This is a genomic window from Citrobacter sp. S46_ASV_140 (assembly GCF_018919545.1).
In the GTDB taxonomy this organism is placed as follows: domain Bacteria; phylum Pseudomonadota; class Gammaproteobacteria; order Enterobacterales; family Enterobacteriaceae; genus Citrobacter; species Citrobacter braakii.
This window is the reverse complement of sequence record NZ_JAHLRC010000028.1, coordinates 21,100-45,740: the sequence shown is the minus strand read 5'-3', so window position 1 is coordinate 45,740 and position 24,641 is coordinate 21,100. Positions and strand designations below refer to the sequence as shown.

General features: G+C 53.7%; 18 protein-coding genes and 1 pseudogene. 8 read left to right on the top strand and 11 right to left on the bottom strand.

The features are described from left to right. Together KQJ19_RS10180 and mpl are read right to left on the bottom strand one after the other, a co-directional pair. Positions 1-338 (bottom strand): annotated as a pseudogene (locus KQJ19_RS10180) (MurR/RpiR family transcriptional regulator); the annotation flags it as partial. 287 nt (positions 339-625) lie between these two features. Beyond that, on the bottom strand, positions 626-2,002 hold the full coding sequence (gene mpl, locus KQJ19_RS10175; protein WP_016151460.1) for a UDP-N-acetylmuramate:L-alanyl-gamma-D-glutamyl-meso-diaminopimelate ligase: 1,377 nt from the start codon (positions 2,000-2,002) through the stop codon (positions 626-628). Between the two features lie 175 nt (positions 2,003-2,177). Here mpl and fbp point away from each other — a divergent pair, with 175 nt between their 5' ends. Continuing rightward, positions 2,178-3,176, top strand: a complete 999-nt coding sequence (gene fbp / locus KQJ19_RS10170; RefSeq protein ID WP_016151459.1) for a class 1 fructose-bisphosphatase — start codon at positions 2,178-2,180, stop codon at positions 3,174-3,176. Positions 3,177-3,227: 51 nt separating this feature from the next. Here fbp and KQJ19_RS10165 read toward each other — a convergent pair whose 3' ends face one another. The 5 genes from KQJ19_RS10165 to ytfQ form a co-directional block, all read right to left on the bottom strand. Beyond that, positions 3,228-4,340: a methyl-accepting chemotaxis protein gene (locus KQJ19_RS10165; RefSeq protein ID WP_016155535.1), complete on the bottom strand. Its 1,113-nt coding sequence runs from the start codon at positions 4,338-4,340 to the stop codon at positions 3,228-3,230. 103 nt (positions 4,341-4,443) lie between these two features. Further along, positions 4,444-5,445, bottom strand: coding sequence for a galactofuranose ABC transporter, permease protein YjfF (yjfF, locus tag KQJ19_RS10160; RefSeq protein ID WP_016151457.1), 1,002 nt, complete (start codon positions 5,443-5,445; stop codon positions 4,444-4,446). Beyond that, entirely contained in the window at positions 5,432-6,454 is a 1,023-nt protein-coding gene (ytfT, locus tag KQJ19_RS10155; RefSeq protein ID WP_216403618.1) for a galactofuranose ABC transporter, ATP-binding protein YtfT, read from the bottom strand. The genes yjfF and ytfT overlap by 14 nt, the downstream gene beginning before the upstream one ends. 13 nt (positions 6,455-6,467) lie before the next feature. Continuing rightward, positions 6,468-7,970, bottom strand: coding sequence for a galactofuranose ABC transporter, ATP-binding protein YtfR (gene ytfR / locus KQJ19_RS10150; RefSeq protein WP_216403617.1), 1,503 nt, complete (start codon positions 7,968-7,970; stop codon positions 6,468-6,470). An 85-nt stretch (positions 7,971-8,055) separates the two neighbouring features. Beyond that, positions 8,056-9,012: a galactofuranose ABC transporter substrate-binding protein YtfQ gene (gene ytfQ, locus KQJ19_RS10145; protein WP_016155532.1), complete on the bottom strand. Its 957-nt coding sequence runs from the start codon at positions 9,010-9,012 to the stop codon at positions 8,056-8,058. Between the two features lie 309 nt (positions 9,013-9,321). Between ytfQ and ppa the strand changes: the two genes are divergently transcribed. The 3 genes from ppa to KQJ19_RS10130 all read left to right on the top strand — a co-directional run bounded on the left by ppa (position 9,322) and on the right by KQJ19_RS10130 (position 13,212). Continuing rightward, a complete protein-coding gene (gene ppa / locus KQJ19_RS10140) occupies positions 9,322-9,849 on the top strand; it encodes an inorganic diphosphatase (RefSeq protein ID WP_003025726.1) in 528 nt (175 codons plus the stop codon). 199 nt (positions 9,850-10,048) lie between these two features. Further along, the gene (locus tag KQJ19_RS10135) at positions 10,049-11,119 is read left to right on the top strand and encodes a YncE family protein (protein WP_049283032.1); all 1,071 of its coding nucleotides are present in this window, start codon (positions 10,049-10,051) and stop codon (positions 11,117-11,119) included. An 83-nt stretch (positions 11,120-11,202) separates the two neighbouring features. Beyond that, the gene (locus tag KQJ19_RS10130) at positions 11,203-13,212 is read left to right on the top strand and encodes a TonB-dependent receptor (RefSeq protein ID WP_016155530.1); all 2,010 of its coding nucleotides are present in this window, start codon (positions 11,203-11,205) and stop codon (positions 13,210-13,212) included. A gap of 42 nt (positions 13,213-13,254) precedes the next feature. On the opposite strand, the gene KQJ19_RS10125 is transcribed toward KQJ19_RS10130, so the two are convergent. From KQJ19_RS10125 to tamA, 3 genes are read right to left on the bottom strand one after another with little or no spacing between them, the layout of a single operon-like run. Next, a complete protein-coding gene (locus tag KQJ19_RS10125; protein WP_016151451.1) occupies positions 13,255-13,599 on the bottom strand; it encodes a gamma-glutamylcyclotransferase in 345 nt (114 codons plus the stop codon). A gap of 2 nt (positions 13,600-13,601) precedes the next feature. Beyond that, the gene (gene tamB / locus KQJ19_RS10120) at positions 13,602-17,378 is read right to left on the bottom strand and encodes an autotransporter assembly complex protein TamB (protein ID WP_216403616.1); all 3,777 of its coding nucleotides are present in this window, start codon (positions 17,376-17,378) and stop codon (positions 13,602-13,604) included. After that, positions 17,375-19,108 (bottom strand): autotransporter assembly complex protein TamA, encoded by a 1,734-nt coding sequence (tamA, locus tag KQJ19_RS10115; protein WP_016155528.1) that lies wholly within the window; start codon positions 19,106-19,108, stop codon positions 17,375-17,377. Before tamA ends, tamB begins: the two co-directional genes overlap by 4 nt. A gap of 212 nt (positions 19,109-19,320) precedes the next feature. Here tamA and msrA point away from each other — a divergent pair, with 212 nt between their 5' ends. Next, positions 19,321-19,959, top strand: a complete 639-nt coding sequence (gene msrA, locus KQJ19_RS10110) for a peptide-methionine (S)-S-oxide reductase MsrA (protein WP_047499953.1) — start codon at positions 19,321-19,323, stop codon at positions 19,957-19,959. A 7-nt stretch (positions 19,960-19,966) separates the two neighbouring features. On the opposite strand, the gene KQJ19_RS10105 is transcribed toward msrA, so the two are convergent. Then, entirely contained in the window at positions 19,967-21,022 is a 1,056-nt protein-coding gene (locus KQJ19_RS10105; RefSeq protein WP_047499954.1) for a LacI family DNA-binding transcriptional regulator, read from the bottom strand. 190 nt (positions 21,023-21,212) lie between these two features. Between KQJ19_RS10105 and KQJ19_RS10100 the strand changes: the two genes are divergently transcribed. From KQJ19_RS10100 to KQJ19_RS10090, 3 genes are read left to right on the top strand one after another with little or no spacing between them, the layout of a single operon-like run. After that, positions 21,213-22,367, top strand: coding sequence for a Gfo/Idh/MocA family oxidoreductase (locus KQJ19_RS10100; protein WP_216403615.1), 1,155 nt, complete (start codon positions 21,213-21,215; stop codon positions 22,365-22,367). A 16-nt stretch (positions 22,368-22,383) separates the two neighbouring features. Then, complete coding sequence (locus KQJ19_RS10095; RefSeq protein ID WP_216403614.1) at positions 22,384-23,568, top strand: Gfo/Idh/MocA family oxidoreductase; 1,185 nt, start codon at positions 22,384-22,386, stop codon at positions 23,566-23,568. Beyond that, positions 23,565-24,632, top strand: coding sequence for a Gfo/Idh/MocA family oxidoreductase (locus KQJ19_RS10090; RefSeq protein ID WP_049283038.1), 1,068 nt, complete (start codon positions 23,565-23,567; stop codon positions 24,630-24,632). The genes KQJ19_RS10095 and KQJ19_RS10090 overlap by 4 nt, the downstream gene beginning before the upstream one ends. Positions 24,633-24,641: the final 9 nt, after the last annotated feature.

The following is a 24,641-nucleotide window of genomic DNA, read 5'->3' as shown; positions in this document are numbered from 1 at the left end:
CAGGTGATAATCGTATTGCAGTCGGACAAAAAATCACAAAAGACTTTGACTTTATTCTCAGACACTCTGGTTAAAGCATCCTGCATTTCTTGTATATATTCGCTAACAAACGCGTTATGGTGCTGCGAGTTTTGCGTTCTGGAGAATACGTCCCGAATGTTGACCTTAAACTCCTGGAAATTATTAAAGCCTAATTTCTTTACCAGCTTAGAAATAGATGGCGCGGTAGTATAAACGCGATCTGCCAGTTCATGAATTTTCATTTTATAAACATCAGCAGGATTCTCCTGACAGAATTTATAAACTCGCAGTTCATTATTGGTTAAATTTTTTCGCATGGAGCGCACCTTTTATTATGTGGCACTTACGCCACATTGGCTCTCGAGGGGATATTAGCAAGGGAAAAGCGGAAATAGATTTTATGATTTAGAAATTAATTTCTGCGATCTGAGTTATAAATTTCCATATGGAGGCTTCCCATTCCGTTGAGAAGTATGGCGTAACCAGAAGGCCGGATGGCAACGGAGATCGTGCTCCTGAGAAAGTGCCGGATAACGGTGTAAACACCTTATCCGGCCCACAACGGATCGTAAGCCCGGTAAGCGTAGCGCCACCGGGCATTTTTTTACTCTTCTTCTGCCTGGGCTTTCTTCGCCAGGCCATCCAGCAGTTTTTGATGGATGCCACCAAACCCGCCGTTACTCATCACCAGGATGTGATCGCCAGGCTGTGCAGTTTTCACCACCATATCTGCCAGCGCATCCACATCGCCGCTCCAGTGCGCAGGCTGAACGCAGGCTTCAGCGACTTCTGCTACCTGCCACGGAATATGCGGGGGTTGCAGCAGGAACACTTCGTCCGCACGCCCTAACGACGGCGCCAGGTCATCTTTGCACAGGCCCATTTTCATGGTGTTCGAGCGTGGTTCCAGCACCGCGATGATGCGCGCCGTGCCACCTACTTTACCGCGCAGCGCCGCAAGCGTTGCCAGAATGGCCGTTGGGTGATGGGCGAAATCGTCATACACCGTCACGCCATTGGCTTCGCCGCGCAGCTCAAGACGACGACGGGCGTTGATAAACGAGCCCAGCGCATTGGCTGCATCCGCAGGCACGACGCCAACATGGCGCGCGGCAGCAATCGCCATCAGACCGTTGTGCATGTTGTGCTCGCCTACCAGGCCCCACTTCACCACGCCAACATTTTCACCGTCCAGCCACACTTCCCATTCGGATGCATCAGTGGTCAGCTTTTTCGCCTGCCAGTGACCTTGTTCACCAACCAGCTCTTGTTCGCTCCAGCAGCCCATCGCCATCGTCTGTTTCAGATTGATGTCGTTTTCCGGGTAGATAATGCGTCCCTGGCCCGGCACGATACGCACCAGGTGGTGGAACTGTTTCTGGATCGCTTTCAGATCGTCAAAGATATCCGCGTGATCGAACTCAAGGTTGTTGAGGATCAGCGTACGCGGGCAGTAATGTACGAATTTAGAACGCTTATCGAAGAAGGCGCAATCGTACTCATCCGCTTCAATCACGAAGAAGTCGCTCTCACCCAGGCGCGCGGAAACCTCAAAGTTACCCGGTACGCCGCCGATAACAAAGCCAGGCTTATAGCCGCAGGCTTCGAGGATCCAGGTCGCCATTCCGGCGGTGGTGGTTTTGCCGTGCGTCCCCGCAACCGCCAGTACCCAACGATCGCGCAATACAAAGTCATGCAGCCACTGCGGGCCGGACATGTACGGAATGTTCTTTTCCAGCACTGCTTCCACACACGGATTACCCCGGGTCATGGCATTGCCAATGATCACCAGGTCCGGCTGCGGATCGAGCTGGCTGGCATCGTAACCCTGAATCAGATCAATGCCTTGCTTCTCAAGTAAGGTACTCATCGGCGGATACACATTGGCGTCCGAACCGGTTACTTCATGACCGAGTGAGCGCGCCAGCATCGCCAGACCGCCCATGAAAGTGCCACAAATTCCCAAAATATGAATGCGCATACGTCACTATCCTTTTTTAATCTGGGGGCCATTTTACGCACATGTCCGGCAAGTGAGAAACGCATTTCAGGATATTCCGTAGTTTGCTGGCGCGATTCACCTAAGCGCGGCAATGGAAATATTTGTTAATATTGTTGCGGTCGCTTTACTCCACATAAATTGCAGGGAAAGTGTTATGAAAACGTTAGGTGAATTTATTGTCGAAAAGCAGCACGAGTTTTCTCATGCTACCGGTGAACTCACTGCTTTGTTGTCGGCAATAAAGCTGGGCGCCAAGATCATCCACCGCGATATCAACAAGGCCGGTCTGGTCGATATCCTGGGTGCCAGCGGTGCTGAGAACGTGCAGGGAGAGGTTCAGCAAAAACTCGATCTGTTCGCGAACGAAAAACTGAAAGCTGCACTGAAGGCGCGCGACATTGTGGCGGGCATTGCCTCGGAAGAAGAAGATGAAATCGTCGTCTTTGAAGGCTGTGAACACGCAAAATATGTTGTGCTGATGGATCCTCTGGATGGCTCATCCAACATCGATGTTAACGTCTCTGTCGGTACGATTTTCTCTATTTATCGCCGCGTAACCCCAGTCGGCACGCCGGTCACGGAAGAGGATTTCCTGCAACCAGGCAACAAGCAGGTTGCTGCGGGCTACGTTGTTTATGGTTCTTCCACCATGCTGGTGTATACCACCGGCTGTGGCGTACACGCCTTCACCTACGATCCTTCTCTGGGCGTATTCTGCCTCAGCCAGGAACGTATGCGCTTCCCAGCGAAAGGCAGCACGTACTCCATTAACGAAGGCAACTATATTAAATTCCCGAACGGCGTGAAGAAGTACATTAAATTCTGCCAGGAAGAAGATAAGTCAACTCAGCGCCCGTACACCTCGCGCTACATTGGCTCTCTGGTTGCGGATTTCCATCGTAATCTGCTCAAAGGCGGGATCTACCTGTACCCAAGCACAGCCAGCCACCCGCAAGGGAAGCTGCGTCTGCTGTACGAATGCAATCCGATGGCCTTCCTGGCCGAGCAGGCGGGCGGCAAAGCGAGCGATGGTAAGGATCGCATTCTGGATATCACCCCGGAAAGCCTGCACCAGCGTCGCTCCTTCTTCGTAGGTAACGACCATATGGTTGAAGATGTAGAACGCTTTATCCGCGAATTCCCGGACGCGTAATACGCTTTGCCGGATGAGACGTGTTAACGCCATCATCCGGCAAATTTAACCCTACGCCGTTTGTACTTTAAACGCCGCCATTGCTTCGAGCAGCGCATGTGACTGCTCTTCCAGCGAGCGGGTAGCCGCTGAAGATTGCTGTACCAGCGCCGCATTTTGCTGCGCCGTTTCATCCATCTGAATCACCGCGATATTCACCTGCTCAATGCCGCGACTCTGTTCCTGCGACGCGCTGGCAATTTCACGCATCAGTTTGGTCATGCGCATCACTTCATTGGCAATCTCATCCATGGTTTCGCCCGCCTGCTGCGCCAGCTCGCTGCCTTCTCCCACATGGGTGTGTGAATCGCTGATTAACGTGCGGATCTCTTTTGCCGCCTCGGCGCTGCGGCTGGCCAGATTACGCACTTCCCCCGCAACGACCGCAAAGCCCCGCCCTTGCTCACCGGCACGTGCCGCTTCAACAGAAGCATTGAGCGCAAGGATATTAGTCTGGAAAGCAATACCGTCGATTACGCTGAGGATGTCGGCGATTCGGCTGGAACTGCCGGAAATATCGCGCATTTTCTCAATCACATAGCACACCATCTCACTGCCGCGATCGGCGGTATCCGACACCGATTTTGCCAACTGGTGTGCCTGTTCCGCGTTTTGCGCATTCTGTTTCACGGTTGCCGTGAGTTCTTCCATACTGGCGGCGGTCTGCTCCAGCGAAGTGGCTGTCGATTCAGTACGTTGTGCCAGATGCTGGTTCCCGGCCGTCAGCTCACGGCTACCAATATCAATTTGTAAACTGGCATCGCGGACACGCTGTACCGAGTCGCCCAGCGCATGGCGCATTTCATCCATTGCCGCGTTCAGACGGTTGAATTCGGCGCTGGCCGACAGCGCGGTAACCGGCGACAAATCCCCTGTCGCCAGACGTTCCAGTTGCTCAACCATATTATCCAGCGGCTTGAGAAACTTATTTCGCAGCATGAACCAAATCACCGCCAGCAATGCGAGGGCAGCCAACATCGAGGCGCTCATAATACCGTGGTAAATCAACGAAGTTATGATACGGGTAGAGGCATACAGCCCCATACCGCCGGTCAGCAACAGAAGGAACGTTAGCAGAGACAATAACACCAACAAACTTGATCGAATTGAAAGGGATTTTGGCATCGTTATATTTCCGGTTGTAGGGTTAAAACAGACCTGTACAGAACCTATCGACTACAACCGGAAAAAGTTTAGGTATTTAAATGTTTATTGAAAAATCAGGATGTTACTTTGGTGTTGCCGCCGTCCCCACTCTGGTTACTGGCGAGCTTTGACGATTTTCCCAAAGTACCGTCAGACCGCGCTGTAAGGCAATAAAAATAAACAATAAAATGCCAATCGCGATCTTCGTCCACCAGGAACTTAATGTGCCATCAAAATTAATGTAGGTCTGGATCAACCCCTGAATGGCGACACCAAACAACGTTCCTAACACCGTACCGACCCCACCGCTCAACAGGGTTCCGCCAATCACGACTGAGGCAATCGCATCCAGCTCAACGCCGACGCCCGCCAGCGCATAACCCGCCTGGGTGTAAATTGAAAAGACAATGCCAGCAAGCGTCGCAAGCCCGGTCGACAGCATATAGATACGGATGGTCGTGCTGCGGGTTGAGATCCCCATCAGGTTGGCAGAGGTGGCGTTGCCGCCAATCGCGTAAACCTGATTACCAAAGCGCGTACGGTGCGCCAGGAATATGCCAATGACGACTACCGCCAGCATCAGCAATCCCATTGCACTCAGGCGGCCGCCGCCGGGAATTTTCCATGCCAGGCTTGAGAGCATGTCATAAACCGGATGGTTAATTGGGATCGACTCTTCAGACACCAGATAACTGACGCCGCGCAGGAAGAACATTCCCGCCAGGGTAATAATGAATGCCGGGATCTTCAGCGCATCAATCAGTAACCCCATAAACGCGCCAAACGCGCAGCCCATCAGCAGAATCAGGGGAAACGCCAACAGCGGAGATATACCCCAGTAGCCAATGGCCTTCGCCAGAAATACGCCGGTAAACGCGATCACCGAGCCAACGGACAGGTCGATCCCGCCAGAGAGAATCACGAAGGTCATGCCCACGGCGATGATGCCCAGAAAAGCGTTATCGGTCAGGATATTGCAGATAACTCTGGTTGAAGCAAAAGCCGGAAACTGTGTCAGGCAGTAGAGGTAACCCAGCACAAACACGCCTAGGGTGATCATCAGCGGTAAATTACGTTTTATCATGACCACGCACTCCTTTTATCAGGCTGATAAAGCGTTGTGATTGCACGACCAGCACACACAACACCACCACGGCTTTGACCACTTGATTTAGTTCTGGCGGGAAGCCCGACAGTAAAATCCCGGTGTTCATGCCCTGAATAATCAATGCCCCGACCACCGACAGCAGCAGATTAAAGCGCCCGCCCATCAGCGAGCCGCCGCCGATGACTACCGCCAGGATGGCATCCAGTTCCAGCCACAATCCGGCGTTATTGGCATCTGCCCCGCGGATATCCGCCGTGACGATAATGCCGGCGATAGCCGCACACAGACCGCTCAGCACATAGGTGAGCATCACGATAATGCGCGTGTTCACCCCGGCGTTTTTTGCCGCACGAATGTTGATGCCTACCGCTTCAATAAACATCCCCAGCGCCGTTTTACGCGTCAGTAGCCAGAACACCACCAGCGTTAGCAGGGCAATGATCACTGGCGTGGGGAACAGTAAGAGCGAGCCGCTGCCAAACCACGACAGTTCGGGCGAATTGAAGGTGACGATTTGCCCGGAGGTGATAAGCTGCGCCACTCCGCGTCCGGCCACCATCAGGATTAGCGTGGCAACGAACGGTTGGATCTTGAGAATTGCCACCAGAATCCCGTTCCACAACCCTGCCAGAATGCCGGAGCCTAAGGCGACAAGCACCACCACCGGCAAACTGTGCCCGGCCACCGTCATCGCCGCGGTGGTGGCACCGGCAATGGCCATGACAGCGCCCACGGAAAGGTCGATGCCGCCGGTGGCAATCACCAGCGTCATGCCAATCGCTAACAGCGCCACGGGGGCGGCACGGTTGAGAATATCAATCGGGCTACCGAACAGCCGACCATCTTGCAAAATCACCTGATAAAAGTGCGGCGCGACCAGGCTATCCACCAGCAGCACCAGCAGTAGCGCCACCAGTTGTGGCATGCCCTTTGGCCAGCGGAATCGCCGTTGCGGCGGAGTGGATTGAGGGAGAGATTGAGGCATCACCATAGTCTCCTTAGGCCGCAATGGCGTTCATGATCGCCGGTACGGACAATTCAGCCAGCGGGATCTCGGCAACCTGTTTGCGATCGCGCATAATAATGACCCGATCGGCATAGCCCACTAACTCTTCCAGTTCGGATGAAATCACCAGCAGCGCCAGACCATCCGCGCACAGCGTTTCGATCAGGCGGATGATCTCGGCATGCGCGCCGACGTCGATCCCACGCGTAGGTTCATCGAGGATCAGGAACTGCGGTTTGGTCAGTAACCAGCGCGAGAGCAATACTTTTTGCTGATTGCCGCCGGAGAGGAATTCGATCGGCTGTTCAGCGTTGGGGGTGCGAATTCCGAGCTGGCGGATAAAACGCTCGGCAATCTCATTTTGTTCTTTCCGCGGAATAGGCCGCAGCCAGCCACGCTGCGCCTGTAATGCCAGAATGATGTTTTCACGCACCGAGGCGGCGGCGATAATGCCATCCGTTTTGCGATCCTCCGGACAGAAGCCGATCCCCAGACACGAAGCCTGATGCGGCGATCGCAAGGTCTGCGCTTTGCCTTTGATCAGCGCACTGCCGCTGTCGGCGGGTTTAATACCGAAGATCACCTCCGCCGTTTCCGTTCGCCCGGATCCCAGCAGTCCAGCGAGACCGACGATCTCACCAGGACGCACCTGTAGATCAAACGGCGCGATGGTGCCTTTCTTGCCAAAGTCGCTAAAGGCCGCCACTGGTTTATCACTCAGCAGCGTACGGCCCGCACGCTGTAGCGCATGGGTATCCAGTTCGCGACCCAGCATCATTTTGACCAGTTCGATCTGTGGCAGTTCGCGGGTTTCACGGCAGCCAACGAAGCCGCCGTTACGCAGGACGGTGATGCGATCGCTGACCTGATAGACCTGATCGAGGAAATGGGTAACGAAGATCAGACTGACGCCCCGATCGCGCAGATGCCGCATCAGGCCGAACAGCATTTCTACTTCCTGGGTATCAAGACTGGCGGTGGGCTCATCGAGGATCAGCACTTTCGCGGAGAGATCGATCGCCCGACAGATGGCGACGATCTGCTGCATCGCCACGGAAAAGCGGTTCAGCGGCTCGCGCACGTCGAGGGAAAAACCGTATGACGCCATCAACTCCGTCGCGCGTTTTTCCATCTGCTTGCGCAGCAGCAGGCCAAAACTCCGCGGTTCACGGCCAATAAACAAGTTATCCGCTACCGACATATTGGGCAGCAGGTTCACTTCCTGATACACGGTACCGATCCCCAACTGCTGGGCATGGGCGGTATTTTTGGGGGAGATAGGCTGGCCTTCGAGCCAGATCGTGCCGCGATCTGCATGGTAAACGCCGGTCAGCGCTTTGATCAGCGTCGATTTACCGGCTCCGTTTTCTCCCAGCAGCGCCATAATCTCACCGCGACGCAAGCTGAAATCCACGTTATCCAGCGCTTTGACGCCGGGAAAGAATTTGCTTAATCCTTCGGTGCAGAGGATTTCCTGATGGGGGTCGGTGGTCATGGCATTCCTCCGGTACGAAATCACGGCCTTTTCGTAGGCCTGATAAGCGCAACGCCATCAGGCCTACGGAAGACCGGCAGCAAAACTAGTAGCCCATGTTTTTCTTCTTCTCTAACTCTTCTTTCGCCGTATCCGGCAGATAGAGGATCGACTTGGTAATGGTCAGCTTCTCAGGCATCGTGCCGTCTTTTTTGAATTTCTCCAGCGCGTCGAATGCCGGGCCTGCCATATTCGGCGTCAGCTCGACGCTGGCGTTGGCTTCACCATCAATCATTGCTTTGTAGATATCCGGTACGCCGTCGATGGAACCGGTCAGAATATCTTTGCCGGGTTTCAGGCCCGCTTCTTTAATCGCCTGGATTGCCCCGATCACCATGTCATCGTTATGGGCGTAAACCATGCAGATGTTCTTGCCATTGTTTTCCGCTTTGATAAAGCTCTCCATCACTTCTTTCCCTTTACTGCGGGTGAAGTCGCCGGACTGTGAGCGGATAATCTTAATGTTTGGTGCGCTGGCGATGGCTTCAGCAAACCCTTTTTTACGATCGATGGCCACGCTGGCCCCGACAGTCCCTTGCAGCTCAACGACGTTACACGGCTTGCCGTTCACCTGTTTAATCAACCAGTCGCCGATCAATTTACCTTCCAGCACGTTGTCGGCGGTGACCGTGGTCATATAGAGAGATTTGTCTTTTACATCGATGGAACGATCGAGCAAAAAGACCGGAATGTCGGCATCTTTAGCTTCTTTTAAAACCGGTTCCCAACCCGTTGCCACGACCGGTGCAATAAAGATGGCGTCAACGCCCTGCGCAACAAATGAGCGAACAGCTTTAATCTGGTTTTCCTGCTTTTGCTGGCCGTCAGCGATTTTCAGCGTAATACCACGCTTTTCAGCCTCGCTTTTCGCAACGTTGGTTTCTGCGGCGCGCCAGCCGGATTCAGAGCCAACTTGCGAAAATCCTACGGTTAAAGGGGCTGCCATTGCCATAGACGACATGGCTGCCGAAACTGCTGTGACTAAAAGTAAGCGCTTCCACATAAGTGCGTCCTCGTAGGGTGATTATTGTTGGTTAATAAACCGTCGCGAAAAAACTATAGACAATTGAGCATGTAACGAATTGCGTTACATCACACTTCAAAAAAGTAAATAAAACGTTAATCACAACTTTGTAATCGCTTTCATCTCGCTATGAAAAATGCGGCTGAAGATATGGATTTTTCTGTCACGAGAGAGGGGTAAAAAGAAGAAAATGAGCGCAGAGAAAGCGAAAACAAGCGGAGACATTCAGCGCGAGTTGGCTATAATACCCGCCACTTGTTTGCCATAGCTTATTTAAAGGAAACAGACATGAGCTTACTCAACGTCCCTGCCGGTAAAGACCTGCCGGAAGATATCTACGTTGTTATCGAGATCCCTGCCAATGCAGATCCGATCAAATACGAAGTTGACAAAGAGAGCGGCGCCCTGTTCGTTGACCGCTTCATGTCCACCGCGATGTTCTATCCGTGCAACTACGGTTACATCAACCACACCCTGTCTCTGGACGGTGACCCGGTAGACGTTCTTGTCCCGACTCCGTACCCGCTGGAGCCAGGTTCAGTGATCCGCTGCCGTCCGGTTGGCGTGCTGAAAATGACTGACGAATCCGGTGAAGATGCGAAACTGGTTGCGGTTCCGCACACTAAGCTGAGCAAAGAATACGATCACATCAAAGATGTGACCGACCTGCCGGAACTGCTGAAAGCGCAGATCACCCACTTCTTCGAACACTACAAAGATCTCGAAGCGGGCAAATGGGTGAAAGTTGACGGTTGGGACAACGCTGAAGCCGCTAAAGCTGAAATCGTTGCTTCTTTCGAGCGCGCGAAGAAGTAAGTTCGCGTTTGCTTAAAACCCTGAACGCCAGTCTCTGGTTAGTAAGGGTTTTTAAATTTCTACGTTCTACCACCTCTCCCCTTCGCTGTTTTCTTTTTGACCTACCAGAATGGGTAGTCACATTTCATTTATCTTAATTGCGAATGATATTAGATCTCATTATCATTCTCATCATGTAAATAAATGTGAATAAAAGTCAATGAACCTCCACAATGTGAAGTCCCTGAAACGCTATTCCTGCGTGGCACTCGCCACAGCGCTGTTATTTACCAGCCTGTCCAGCGTGGCGCAGACGCTACCTGAGAAAGATTTTCTGACTCGCGATGTCGGTAACGGCGTGTATGAACTGGCGGTAGATAGCCAGCAGAATGCGCTTTTTGTCGCCTCGTCGCCGTCGTTTGATAAAGATAAAACCAGCGGGCTTATCTATAAACTCGATCTGGAGAAACTCACGACGACTGAAGTCATCGACACCAGCCGTCGTGCCTTTGCCACCGCGCTGGATGAAGAAAACCAGGTGCTGTATGTCGGCAACACGCTGGAAGGTTCAGTAACGCTAGTCGATACCCGCAGCGGTAAAGAGCTGGCGATACTGCAACTGAGCGAAGCCAAAAACTCGAAAGATATTGTTCATACGCGTGAAATGGTGCTCGATAAACAGCACCACCGTCTGTACGTTTCCGGCGTGGCTGAAAAAGGCATAGTCTGGGTGGTGGACACACAAAAGCGCGAGAAAATCGCCACCCTCGAGAACATGGGCCAGTACCCGACCGGCATGGCCGTGGATGCAAATAAGAACCGCCTGTATGTTGTGAATGGCCGAAACGAGCTTATTACGCTGGATACCACCAACCATCAAATTATTAATCGCTTTACCATTGAGCCAGATAAAAAACATTTTTTCCTGAATATTGCCCTGGATGCAAAAAATAACCGCGCATTCCTGACCGATCCGGATTTAGCGGACGTACTGGTTGTTGATCTTAATACCGGTAAGGTTATTGCACCAATTAAGGTTATTAACTCGCTGGCAGTGATATATAACGAAAAACGCCAGGAAGTTTATATCACCCACCGTAATGCTAAACGCATCAGCATTGTGAACAGCAAGACCTATCAGGTAAAACAAAGCATTGAAACCAATGCATTACCTAACAGCCTGGCGCTCTCGGCAGATGCTAACACCCTGTACGTCAGCGTCAAACAGTCGGAAAAAATGACAGGTGTGAAGCCCGACTACGTGCTGAAAATCGATCTCTCTAAATATTAATAATTAAAAAACTATCTGCACCTTGCAGCTTTTTTGAGCTGCAAGGTGATGTTTTTATTTTTTACTTTTCAGGTGTCTATATTATGAAAACGCGTCAACTTATTACGCTGACAGGGATCGTTGCATTCTCAGGCGGTGTTATTTTCCCCACCCAGGCAGAAGAACTCACCGAGACCTCACGCACTAGCGAAGATGAAATGGTGATCACCGCATCCGGATTCTCGCAGCAAAAACGCGAAGCGCCGGCCACTATTTCAGTTATCGATCGTAACACGCTGGATATTCAGCCGGACCGTAGCATCGGTGAAGCCATTAAAAACCTTCCCGGCGTCTCGGTCACCAACAGCAGTGGCATGAACGCCGGTAGCATTATGATCCGCGGCATGGACCCGTCCTATACCGCTTTTATGGTCAACAGCGTCAAACAAAATACCGGTGAATCTCGTCCTTACGGACATGATATTGGTACTGAAGCCAACTTCTTACCGCCAATGGAGGCCATTGAGCGTATTGAAGTTATCCGTGGGCCGATGTCCTCGCTGTACGGTTCAGACGCCATCGGCGGTGTGGTTAACGTCATTACCAAAAAACCGTACGGCGCAAAAGAGTGGACCACGGCAATTGCTGCCAATACCTGGCTGCAGGAACACCAGTATTTAGGTAATACCAGCCAGATGAATTTGTTTACCATGGGGCCGATTGTGCCCGATGTTCTCGGCCTTAGCGTGGCGGCCGACTGGCTTGACCGTCGCGATGACGATCGCAATAACTATTTTGGCAAACACAATCGTAAATCCGTTGATATGACATTGGGCCTGGCCGCCAGCGAGAATAACCTGTTCGATCTTAACGTGGTCACCGGTGAACAGGAAAAAAACCGTACCCAGAAACGCGGTGCGCCGTGGTCATGGCTGTTCGATCGTAACGCCGCCACCCTGACGCATACCGGCTGGTATGCAGACGACACCATCGCGACGACCAACTACATAAACTATGAAAAAGGCCGTTCGAAGTATGTTTATGACGGACAGTCCCCGCAGTATGTGCAGATGGAGAACTACGTCGCCAATTCGCAAACCACTTTCACGCTCGACACCCATAAACTGACCGTTGGGGCGAATTTCACGCGCGAAGAGCTGAATGACCGCTTTGATGTGGCCAACAAAACGCTGCCCGGATCTGACCCGGTGACCAAAATCAGCCGTAACGGTTGGGCATTGTTTGCTGAAGACGGCTGGAGCATTGGCGATTTCATCCTGACCACGTCAGCGAGGATGGACCAGGATGACAATTTTGGCACACATATTACGCCGAAAATGTACGGTAACTGGGCCTTTAGCAATGACTGGGCGCTGAAAGGCGGCGTTTCCGCAGGCTATAAAAAACCGGAGCTGCGCGCGACGTCCAGCAACTTCGTAACCCCTTACGGCTCAACCGTACCTTACCCCTTCCTCACCGTTGGTAACGACGACCTGAAACCTGAACAAAGCGTTAACTCTGAACTGGGCCTCTACTGGACGGGAGATGCGCTATCGCTCGACAGCACCGTCTTCTATACGCAGTTCAAAGACAAAATTGCTGAACAAACTATTTGTGAAACCACGTCGACGAACCAGTGCTCCGTCAACGGCTACAACGCGGATTCCGTCAGTAAATACTTCAACGTCAGCGAGGCGGATGTATACGGTATAGAACTGAATGCCGACTGGCAGATTACCGCCGATGTAAAAGCCAACGCTAACTACACCTGGAACCACAGCGAACAAAAAAGCGGCGTTAACAAAGGCTACGCGCTAAACGATTATCCGCGCCATATGGCGAATCTGTCGCTGAACTGGGCGGCAACGCAAAGCCTGGACGTATGGAGTACGGTGAATTATCGCAGCAGTAACCGCAACAGCGGCAATAACTATAAATACGATGACTACACGATGGTGGACGTAGGCGTACGTTATCAGCTCAATAAGCACACGCAACTGATGGCTGGGGTCTACAACGTGCTGGATGAGGATCCGAAACTGACAACCGCGTGGAACGAATCCGCACAGGTGGAAGGACGCCGCTATAACCTCGGCGCGCGCGTGGAGTTTTAAATCCAGAATAAAACAACGCCACCCGAGGGTGGCGTGTTCATATCAGTACTGGTCTCGGTCTAACCAGTTACCGCTTTCAATCAGCGTTAAGCCATCAACCGGACGTTGGTACACGTACATCCATGCACTTCCGTACGGCGTTTGAATTAACTGGCGTGCGTATTCACCGCCACGGGTACGCAGAGCGTCAAGCTCTGCCAGCGTGGCGTTATCAATACGATAAACTTCCCCGTGTACTGTTCCCTCTCCTGGAACGGCGCCTGGATAGTGGCCCAGGCTATACAACTGGTAGTTGTCGATACTGAAATTTCCCAGCAACAGGGCATTGGTCATCCAGTGGCTGTTGCCTTGTTTGGTTCGTAAACTGCCGTAGACAAATATTCGCATTGCTAAAACTCGAACTGATAGAGCAAATCAAGTGCCTGATCTACGCCAGACACTGCTTCCAGATATAGCTTAGGCATCAGACGATAACGTAGCGTGAGTGTCGCTAAGGAGTCAAATATACCCACACCATATTTCACCTGCAGACCTGGCAGTACGTATCCGCTGACAACCACCTGAGATGAATCACCCACCCCTTGTGTGTCCAGTGCCAGATTGCTTACGCCAAATGTCTCCCCGATTTTACCCACAACCTGACCACTTTGTGCAACCCCCAGACCAATAAGCATTGAAGTCATTGCCGCGCTGTCGCTCTGTTCGCTATCCAGCCCTTGTCCGCGTAGCAGGTAGGAAAGCGCCATTTGCTGCGACATCGCCGGGTCGGAGAAGATCTCCGCCTTCGGTTCATCGGCGGTGCCCGTGACGCGAACCCCGGCGATCACGTCGTCTTCGGTGGCTTCCGGGTTACGAATTGCTTCGATGTTGAGTAACGGCTGATCAGGCGGACCGGAGAACAACAGCTCGCCCTTACGCACAATCAGATCCTGACCATAGGCATGGAAACGCCCGCTCGGAATATTAATTTGTCCGTTCAGCCCCAGCCCCTGCTTATCCTGCACCACTTTCAGATCGCCCGTCAGACGCGCTTTCAGACCAAAGGCGTCAATACGCACGTTGTTACCGACGTGGATGTTCAGGTTGCTGTTGATCGGAATACCTGCTGTCTGCGGTTTCTCCGGTTGCAGATTGTTGTTAAGCATGACCATATCGCTGGAAACCCCTACCGCGCTCTCCGGAAGGTCGTGTACCACGATACGCGCCCACGGCACATCCACGTTGCCATCGAGGGTAAACAGGCTCGGCGTGGCTTCAAAGACCACGTCCGGCGATACGTCCAGGCGGACCATCGGCGGCACGGTTATACGAACCCTGCTGCCTTTAGCCGCAACGCGCGCCCGCCAGTTGTCTATCTGACTCCAGTCGGCATCGCCGCTCAGGTTAATTTCGCCCTGCTGCGTACGCACCACGCCCGCCAGCGTTGAGCGTGTTCCGGTGAAGTTAACGGCTAACTGGCTTGGCTGCATGTCAAACGGCATAAAGTTGCCGTCGATATCCAGACCGCTCAGCTGCAGTTGTCCGAGCAGTTGCGGGCTTTGCACATCACCGCCCAGACGTAGGTTGGCGTTGATCACCCCAGCCGCTTTTTCACCGCGCGAGAAAATGGGGTTCACCATCGCCAGATTGAAGTTGCGGATGTTGACGTTGCCGCCGAGACTGCGGCGTCCTTGCGGATCCGTCACCTGCACCTGGCCGTCAAACTGCCCGTTGTTGGTCAGGCGAATCAGCCAGCCCAGCTCGGCACGGTTATTGTGCAGGTCGGCGGTCAGATTCAGCGTTTCAAACGCCACAGGGAGCGGCGCATCGTTCACGCTTTGCGTGACCTTCACGTTACGTCCGCTCAGCGTAACCTGCCCCTGCGGCAGCCCCTCTTTGGTGGTGTCCCAGCTCACATCTGCTTTGCCAGTGAAAACACCGCTGGCCTGGGTTGTATCCGGCATAAACGGTTTTAGCATCGCCAGGTCGAAGCGGTTAAGGTTCACCACCGCGCGTCCTTGTGCACCGGCATCAATGGTTTGCGGTACGCACAGTTCCGCATTCGGGTTGTTCCAGCAGTGTGGCCCAATGCTGATTTTCTGTTCCTGATTGCGATAATCCAGCGCGACAGGGCGGTTAAGGGACCACGGACCGACCGGCGTCTGGAAGCGGGTATCGCTTAACGCACCTTTCCAGCGCTGCTCTTTGCGATCAAAGCTACCTGCCAGGGAGAGCTGCCCGGAGACCGGTTCCCCCTGAATGCGCAACTGCAGCTCATGCTGCTTTTCGCTACCTTTGGCATTGAGCGTCACCAGGCCAATATTCACGTCAGGCTGTACAATCCGCTCTACGCGAACGTTGAGATTACCAGCGATTTGCTCTGCCGATTTCACGTCGCCTTCGACGCGCACCTGAGCGACGGACAGCTCCTGCCAGCGCAGACCCCGGGCGGTGATATCCGCCAGCAGCTGTGGCGCTTCAACCGTACCGCGAACTTTTACCAGCCCTTTCGCCGTACCGCCCAGTCCCGGCAGCGCGTTATCCAGGCTCGGGGCATCAATCGTCGCGTCGAGATTGAGGTCTTTGACCCCCAGTTCCCCTTTCACATCCGCGCTGTTGCGTCCCAGTTCCAGATGCAGGCCCGGGATCGTCCACTGCAGGTAGCTGTTACCCTTCAGCGAACCGTGCACATTAACCTTGTTCTGCTTCACGTTGCCGGTCAGCTTCAGCTCGGGCACCTCCATCTGCCAGCTTCCGCCGTACAGACTGCCGCGAGTTTTCACCAGGCCATTCAGTTTTGATGGCCACTCCGGGATCGCTTTCGCCGTGTTGATGCCATCCAGCGTTAGCTCCCCGCGCCAGCTGATCGCCTGCTGCCAGTCCACCAGCGCTTTCAGCTCAGTTTTCCCTTCCAGCGCCGCAACGCTGAGTTTGTCGAGATTGATCTGCTGTTCGTTGCCTTTGGCATCCAGCGTGATGGTAGCCGGAGGAATATCCTGACCTTTCACAGCGGTACGCATCGACAGCGTATAGTCGGTCATCTTACCGGTCAGTTTGAGCTTGATGTCATCAGCCTGGAACTGTTTGTCGCCAGTAAACGGCCAGTAAACCTGCTTACTCACCACCTCAAGGTTGAGCGGCAATCCGGCTTCCGCCAGACGCGCCTGCGCCCGCAGGTCCATATCCACCGGACCAGACAGATTTACGCCGACTTCCAGCTGTTCACGCAGCGCGCCGCCGACCTTCAGCTTCATCTTTTCGCCTTTTAACGGATCGACGTTGAGCGTGCTGTTTAACGTAATATCGACCGGCCACGTGTCGGTCAGTTGCGCCGTGCCGCTGGCTTTTACCGTCCCCTGATTCGAGTCGATATCCAGTGCATCGAGTTTCATGTTGCCGTCAATGCTGCTCACTTTCAGCAGCATGTTATGTACCGTTAAATCCGTATCCCCGGTCACGCGCAGCTGCTCGCCGCGAAACGCTTCAATGTTGAGATTGAGCGGCAGATGGACATCGGTCATTTCCGGCAGCACCGGCTTTGAGAACAGATCTTTTAGCGTTTCGCCGAGCGGTTTTTCATCCGGTTGCGGATTTTGAATCTTTGGTTCGACAACCTCTTCCTGCGCCACTTCCGCCACTTTAGGCAGGGCAATCAGCAGCCCCTGTAATGACGTTGGCTTCAGGGTTAGCGTTTTTTCTTGCCAGTTCAGGCCGGAGGTAAATTCCAGCACCGAAACCGTGGTGTCATCGATTTTGATATTGATGTTGTTCAGCGCCACGCGCGAAAGCGTGATTGGGTAAGGTGTGGAAAGGTTAAGCGGACCGCTCTCTTCCTCTTCAACCGGCGCTGATGGCGGCATCTTTTTGCTGTCGATCGCCACGTTGATATTTTTCAGCGACAGATCGTTGACGCACAGGCTGCTGTCCCACAGGCAGTTAAGCCCCACGGCCAGATGCACTTCGCCAGCATTCACCGCCACACCAGGTTGGTCATAACGAATATTTTTGAGCGATAAATCCCGCCAGCCGCCGGTGACCTGACCAATCTCCAGCCCCGGAACCCAACGATTCGCCGCTTTGAAGATCAGATGCAGGCCCGAGGTGGTGCCGACGAGGAACGCCACCGTGCCTAACAACAGCAGGATAAAAATCAGCACGCCGAGGCTTATCTTCTTCCATAAACTCATAATTCAGGCCCCAGACCGATGTAAAACTGTAAACCATGTTCATCTTTGTCGCCCACAGGGACAGCAAAGTCGAGCTTGATGGGTCCCACTGGCGATTGCCAGCGTACGCCGACCCCGGCACCGGTTTTGAAATCGCTTCTGCGGATATCGCTGACCGCTTCGCCGCTATCGACAAACATCGCGCCCCACCATTTTCCGGTCACGTTGTACTGATATTCCAACGAGCCGGTAGCCAGTTTAGAGGCCCCTTTCAGCTTGCCGTCGCTGCCTTCAGGCGAAATAGATTTGTATTTGTAGCCGCGAATGCTGCGATCGCCCCCGGCGAAGAAACGCAGATCCGGCGGTACTTTGTCGAAGTCCCCGGTTTCGATCCAGCCGAGGTTGCCGCGCATTACAAAGCGATGACGATCGTACAGCGTGCGAATCCAGACGTTTTGCGCCTGGAAGACGGAGAAATCAACGTCTGAACCCCAGGCCGTGTTGGAGTAATCGATAGAATAACGTTGGGAGTCGCCCCAGACTGGCATCAGACCGCCGCGCGAGCGCGTCCGACTGATCATCACGCCCGGATAGAGCAGCATGGTGGTGTTAGTGACGTTACCCTGGGTAAAGTGATCGAGGCTCCAGCGCAGGTTAATCGCGCGCTGCCAGCCGCTGGAGAGATCCCAGTAGCGGGAAACCGCAAGCGTAGTGGAGTCCTGCTCGGTATCGTTTAAATCGGTACGCTTAAAGCCCCCCTGCACCAGGTAATACTGCTCCAGCGGGTTCTTTAATAGCGGCATTTTATAACTGAAATCAAGAACCTGCTCTGGCGCAGAGATGCTGGCGCTGGTGGTCAGGCTGTGGCCATAGGAGTTCATCCACGGCTTTTTCCACGAGGTCTTCACCCGTGGACCGACGTCAGTTGAGTAACCGACCCCGGTTTCGATGGTATTTTCAGTTCGCGGCGACACCACGCCTTTCAGCGGCAGCACTTTGGTTTCACGGGCTTTATCAAATTCCGGTGCGACGACCACGGAATTAAACCATCCGGTCGCCGACAGACGACGGTTCAGTTCGCCCAGATCTTTCGACTCGTACTCTTCACCCTCTTTAAAGGGCACCAAATTTTGCAGGTACTCATCGCGAATTTGCGAGCCTTCAAAAGTGACATGCCCAAAGCGATAGCGTTCACCGCTGTTGTAATCGATATCCCAGAATGCCTGGCGGCGTTCGAGCGCTATTCCAAGCTGACTTTTATTAAATTCACTGTCGAAATAGCCTTTGCGCAGCGCCACGCTGGTGAGTGACTTTTTGAAGTTATCATAGTCCCCCTGATTCAGCACGGTGCCGATTGCCGGTCGCGTTTTCAGCAGATCCAGGTAATCTTTATCCGTACGTGCGCCACCGCGCAGAATCACTTCGGTGCCGCCAATCAGCACCGGCTCACCAGGGGTCACTTTGGCAATCAACACCTGGCGTCCTTTCGCCGGCGGCGGACGCAGCTCAAAATCAATGGTGGGCTCAAAGTAGCCCAGCGCTTTTAGCCCTTCGCGGATGGCATCATCAACGCGCGCACGAAAGCGTCGGTCTGGAGTGACTTCATCACTTTGAATCGTGGATAGCTGCGCACGGACGTTTTTCTCCAGCGGTCCTGATAATCCCTCGACCTGTAAGCGAACATTCGCTGCGGCGGCGGAGCCACTTAAGCACAGTAATCCCACCCAACATAACTGACGGATATGTGGCACATTTTCTCCTGAATATCCTTTTTTCCCACCCCTGGAAAAAAATACTATGCCGTTCCTCGGCTTAACAAAAAATCAACAATAAGAGTTGAAAAACAGACGACAACCCAAATATTTCTTATGTTTAACTCTAGACGTAATCACGCCGTTTATTGTGGGCAAAGACGCGTCTCGTTACAACCTTAACCCAAATGACTGATTTCGGGAGAACGGCCATGAGTTTATTTGATAGAAAGCATCTTGTTACTCAAGCAGATGCCCTACCTGGACGCAACACCCCGATGCCAGTGGCAACGCTGCATGCGGTTAACCAACATTCGATGACCAACGTGCCCGACGGTATGGAGATAGCCTTTTTCGCCATGGGATGTTTCTGGGGCGTTGAACGTTTATTCTGGTCATTACCCGGGGTATACAGCACGGCGGCTGGATATACCGGCGGCTACACCCCTAACCCAACCTATCGGGAAGTGTGTTCCGGCGATACCGGACACGCCGAAGCGGTACGCGTCGTCTATGATCCGCATGTTATCAGCTACGAGCAACTGCTGCAGGTGTTCTGGGAAAATCACGACCCGGCGCAGGGCATGCGTCAGGGGAACGACCAGGGGACGCAGTATCGCTCCGCCATTTACCCGTTAACACCGGAGCAAACCGTCGCGGCACAGGCAAGCCTTGAGCGTTTTCAGGCAGCAATGACCGCCGCTGGCGACGAGCGCACTATTACAACGGAAATCACTACCGCAACCCCGTTCTACTATGCCGAGGACGACCACCAGCAGTATCTGCATAAAAATCCTTATGGGTACTGTGGCATTGGCGGGATTGGCGTTTGCCTGCCGCCAGAACGTTGATCCGCGATTAACGCGCTACCGTCACCCGCGCGGCATGGCGCGTTGCGTGGGTAACGGTTCCCCGATCCGTCACCTTTCCCTTCAACAACAGGTTAAACACGGGCGCAGAGGGGCGATTAAGACGGTTCTGTAGCAAATGCACCGCCTCCACGCCCAGTGCCCGACAGGGGATAGTGATACTGGTTACCGCGGCGACGATATGCGCATCCAGCTCCTGAACATCCGTCGTCATCAGCGACATCTCACCGGGTATCTCCACGCCACCGTTTTCCAGCACCCGCTGGATGCCCGTCGACATTGATGCCCCGGCGCAGAAAATGACCTCTGGCCACGCTTCACGCGGCGTCTCACGTAGCCAGTGGTCCATCGCACGTTCTGATTCATCCTCAGAAAACCCTTCCGTCACCAGCAGATCACGCCCGGTATCAAACGGTATCTGATATTGTCGGTAGACCTCCTTAATGCCCTCCAGACGCCAGTACAAGGTTTCCCGGCGCAGGCTGGTGACATGGAGAATACGCCGATGTCCCTGATCAAAAAGATATTGCACAGCACGGTTGCCAATTGCCCGGTGATCGGGGGATACCGCATCCAGTAACCCTTCTTTGTCCTGCGAGTTAATCAACACGCAGGGTTTATCCAGCAGTAGCGCCAGTTTATGCACCGTCGGGTCATCAATGCCGATGAGAATAATGGCATTGATATTTTTACTGTTGGCCTTTTCCTGAAAGACCTTTATGTCCGCGCGTTGCTCATCCAGCCCGCAGTAACTCAGATAGACATCATGCGGCGCTATCGCCTCAGCAATTCCGCGCGTCACTTCGAGGTAAAATGCATCGCCACGGGCGGTAAAGGTACGCAACGGGGCGAAAATGGCGATGCCGTTGATCAATAGCCGTCCACTGGACAGCGAGTCCAGAACGCCCAGCCTGCGCGCGCAGCTGACAATCGCATCGCGCGCGTTGTCGCTGGTATATGACTTTCCGCTAAGTACTCTCGACACCGTACTCACCGAGTACCCTGTCAGGGCAGCAATTTCGTCCATTTTTAGCTTGCCAGACATTCTGTGACCTCACTCGCAATCAATCTTTGCAATTTTTTGCAAACGTAGTTCATTGACTCTAAAACACTTTTTCAATGACTGGATGAACTTCTTTTTCATCCTGCAACCGTTCTCACAAAATCACATTGTCGATATTCCAGGCGTTTCATATGTTCCGCATATCCCTTCTTTCTCATGAAAAAGGCACGACATGAAAAAAATACGCTTTGGCATTATTGGGGTTGGCAACATTGGTACCGTCCACGCGCGCTACCTGCTGGCCGGAACGGTACAAGAAGCAGCGCTCGCCGCAGTATGCGATAACAATCCTGATCAGCATGCGGCGATCCAACGGCTGGTCGGTGAAGAGGTGACACTGTTCAGCGATGCGCGTGAGATGCTGGAAAGCGGGCTGATCGACGCCGTTATCGTCGCCACACCGCACTATGACCATCCAGGTTTATCGATGATGGCCATGCGTCTTGGCATCCATACGCTGTGCGAGAAGCCTGCTGGGGTCTACACCGCGCAGGTACAAGAGATGAACGCCTGTGCGCGCGAATGCGATGTGGTGTTCGGCTTGATGTACAACCAGCGCCCCAATCCGCTGTATCAGAAAGTTAAAGATCTGATCGACAATGGCGAACTCGGCGAGCTGCGTCGCTCTAACTGGATCATTACCAACTGGTATCGTTCGCAGAGCTATTACAACTCCGGCGGCTGGCGCGCGACCTGGAAAGGTGAAGGCGGCGGCGTGCTGCTTAATCAGGATCCACACCAACTCGATTTATGGCAATGGCTGGTCGGCATGCCGGTACGCTTGCGTGCCTTTTGCCAGTTTGGCAAACACCGCCAGATTGAAGTTGAAGATGACGTCACGGCCTACGCGGAATACGCCAACGGCGCGACCGGCGTGTTCATCACCACCGTCGCCGAAACACCCGGCACAAATCGCCTGGAAATTGTCGGCAGCCGGGGAAAAGTGGTAGTGGAAGAAGGCCGCCTGCGCTTCTGGAAACTACGGGAATCCGAAACCGACTTTAACGCCCGCTGGCAAAACGGTTTTGGTGAGCCGGAATGCTGGGAGGTGACTATCCCTACCGAACCAGAATGCAGCGAGCACTATGTCATTACCCGCAATTTCACCGCCGCGATTCTGCACGGCGAGCCGCTGATTGCCCCCGGTCTGGAAGGCATTCGCGGCCTGACGCTTTCCAATGCGATGCACCTCTCTACCTGGACCGATGACTGGGTCGAGCTACCGATCGATGAACAGCGTTACTTCCAGTTGCTCCAACAACGTATCGCCTCTTCAGTGGAAAAAACCACGGCCAGCCGCACGCTGGACGCTTCCGGTAGCTGGTAACGCGCAGGAGAAAATCATGCTGAATATTGCCATTGTTGGAACCGGGAATATCTCCCACAACCACATTCAGGGGTATTTACAGTTCACCGATCGTTGCCGGATTGTCGCCCTGGTTGATATCTACCCGGAGAAAGCCGAAGAGAAGAAATCACGCTATGGCCTAGGCGAAGCGCGGGTCTACCACAGTCATCAGGCGATGCTGGACGCGGGCATCGAAGTAGATGTGGTCGATGTCTGCACTCCGCCGTACGTGCACGCAGCTATCAGCATTGATGCGCTGCAGGCCGGAAAACATGTGCTGTGCGAAAAACCGATGGCCGCCTCACTCGAAGAGTGCGATGCGATGATCGCCGCGCAAAAGGCCAGCGGGAAAACCTTATCGGTCATCGCGCAAAACCGCTTTACCGATGCCTTCTGGCGTCTGAAAACCGTTGTTGATTCCGGGCTGGCGGGCAAGATTTGCCATGCGCAGGTGGATTCATTCTGGTGGCGCGGACACTGCTATTACGACTTATGGTGGCGCGGCACGTGGCAGAAAGAAGGCGGCGGCTGCACGCTGAATCACGCAGTGCACCACATTGACGCCATTCAATGGATGCTGGGTTTCCCGGCCGAAGTGGTGGCGATGATGACCAACGTTGCTCATGACAATGCGGAAGTCGAAGACCTTAGCGCGGCTATCTTCAAATACCCCAACGGGGCACTGACACAGGTGACCGCCTCCGTGGTGCATCACGGCGAAGACCAAAAGATTGTCATTCAAGGCGAAAAGGCGCGTATTTCTGCGCCGTGGCAGGTTCATGCCAGCCAGTCGGCGGATAACGGCTTCCCGCAACCAAACAATAACGGCGAACTGGAACAGCATCTGGAGACACTTTTTCGCGCTACGCCAGCGCTGCAATGGACGCTACATACCGGACAAATCGATAACCTGCTTAACGCTATCGACAAACGGACATGTCCCCTGGTCGATGGCGAACAAGGCAAGCGCTCGCTGGAGCTGATTACCGCTATCTATAAATCCGCCATCAACCGCACGGTGGTAACACTGCCCATCCACCACACCGATGCGTTTTATCGCACCAGCGGGCTGATTGAAATCGCCCCACATTTTTATGAGAAATCCGCCTCCGTGAGCAATTTCACGGAGGTGGGCGCTATCCCCCTGGGTAAAGACTTAGATTCAGGAGTTAAAAAATGAACAAGCAAGATGGAATGCACTACGCCCCTACCGGGAAGCCTCAGCCGGTCGTGGAGCCTGGCGAGTTTGTCATTGCCGCGTCCTCACTCGATCACGGCCATATCTACGGCATGTGCAACGGGTTGATTGAAGCAGGTGCCACGCTGAAATGGGTTTACGATCCCGACCCGCTCAAAATAGATCAATTTCTGCAGCATTATCCGCAAGCGCAGGTTGCCGATTCGCTCGAGACTATCCTGAACGATCGCGAGGTCCGGCTGGTTGCCGGGGCGGCAATTCCCTCTGAACGCTGCCCGCTGGGGCTGAAGGTAATGGCGGCTGGTAAAGACTACTTCACCGACAAGGCTCCGTTAACCACCCTCGCACAGTTGGAAGACGCCAAAGCAATGGTGGCGAAGACCGGACGTAAATACGCGGTCTATTACAGCGAGCGTCTGCACGTTGAAAGCGCCGTGTTTGCCGGCCAGCTAATCCATCAAGGGGCTATTGGGCGCGTGATGCAAACTCTGGGCACCGGTCCGCACCGCGAAGGCAACGGTCGCCCGAACTGGTTTTACGACAAACGCTATTTTGGCGGCATTCTGTGCGACATCGGCAGCCATCAAATCGAACAATTTCTCTTTTATACCGGCAATAGCGAGGCGCATATCGTCGCCAGCCATGTGCGTAACGTCAATCATCCGCAGTATCCGCAGTTCGAAGACTTTGGCGATGCCATGCTGGCGGGCGACAACGGGGCGACCGGCTACTTCCGCTGCGACTGGTTCACGCCGCAGGGGCTCAGTAGCTGGGGGGATGGACGCCTGACCTTGCTGGGTACCGAAGGTTACATTGAGATCCGCAAGTATGTGGATATCACCCGAGGTGAACAGGACGTGGTGTATCTGGTGAATAAAGAAGGGGAATTCCGCTACCCAGTCGCGGGCAAAGTTGGTTTTCCTTTCTTCGGCGAATTCATTCTCGATTGTCTGAATCGCACGGAAAACGCCATGACTCAGGCCCACGCCTTTAAAGCCGCAGAACTGTGCGTGAAGGCACAAATGCTGGCGAATGCCCGCACATAACCGGAGGTG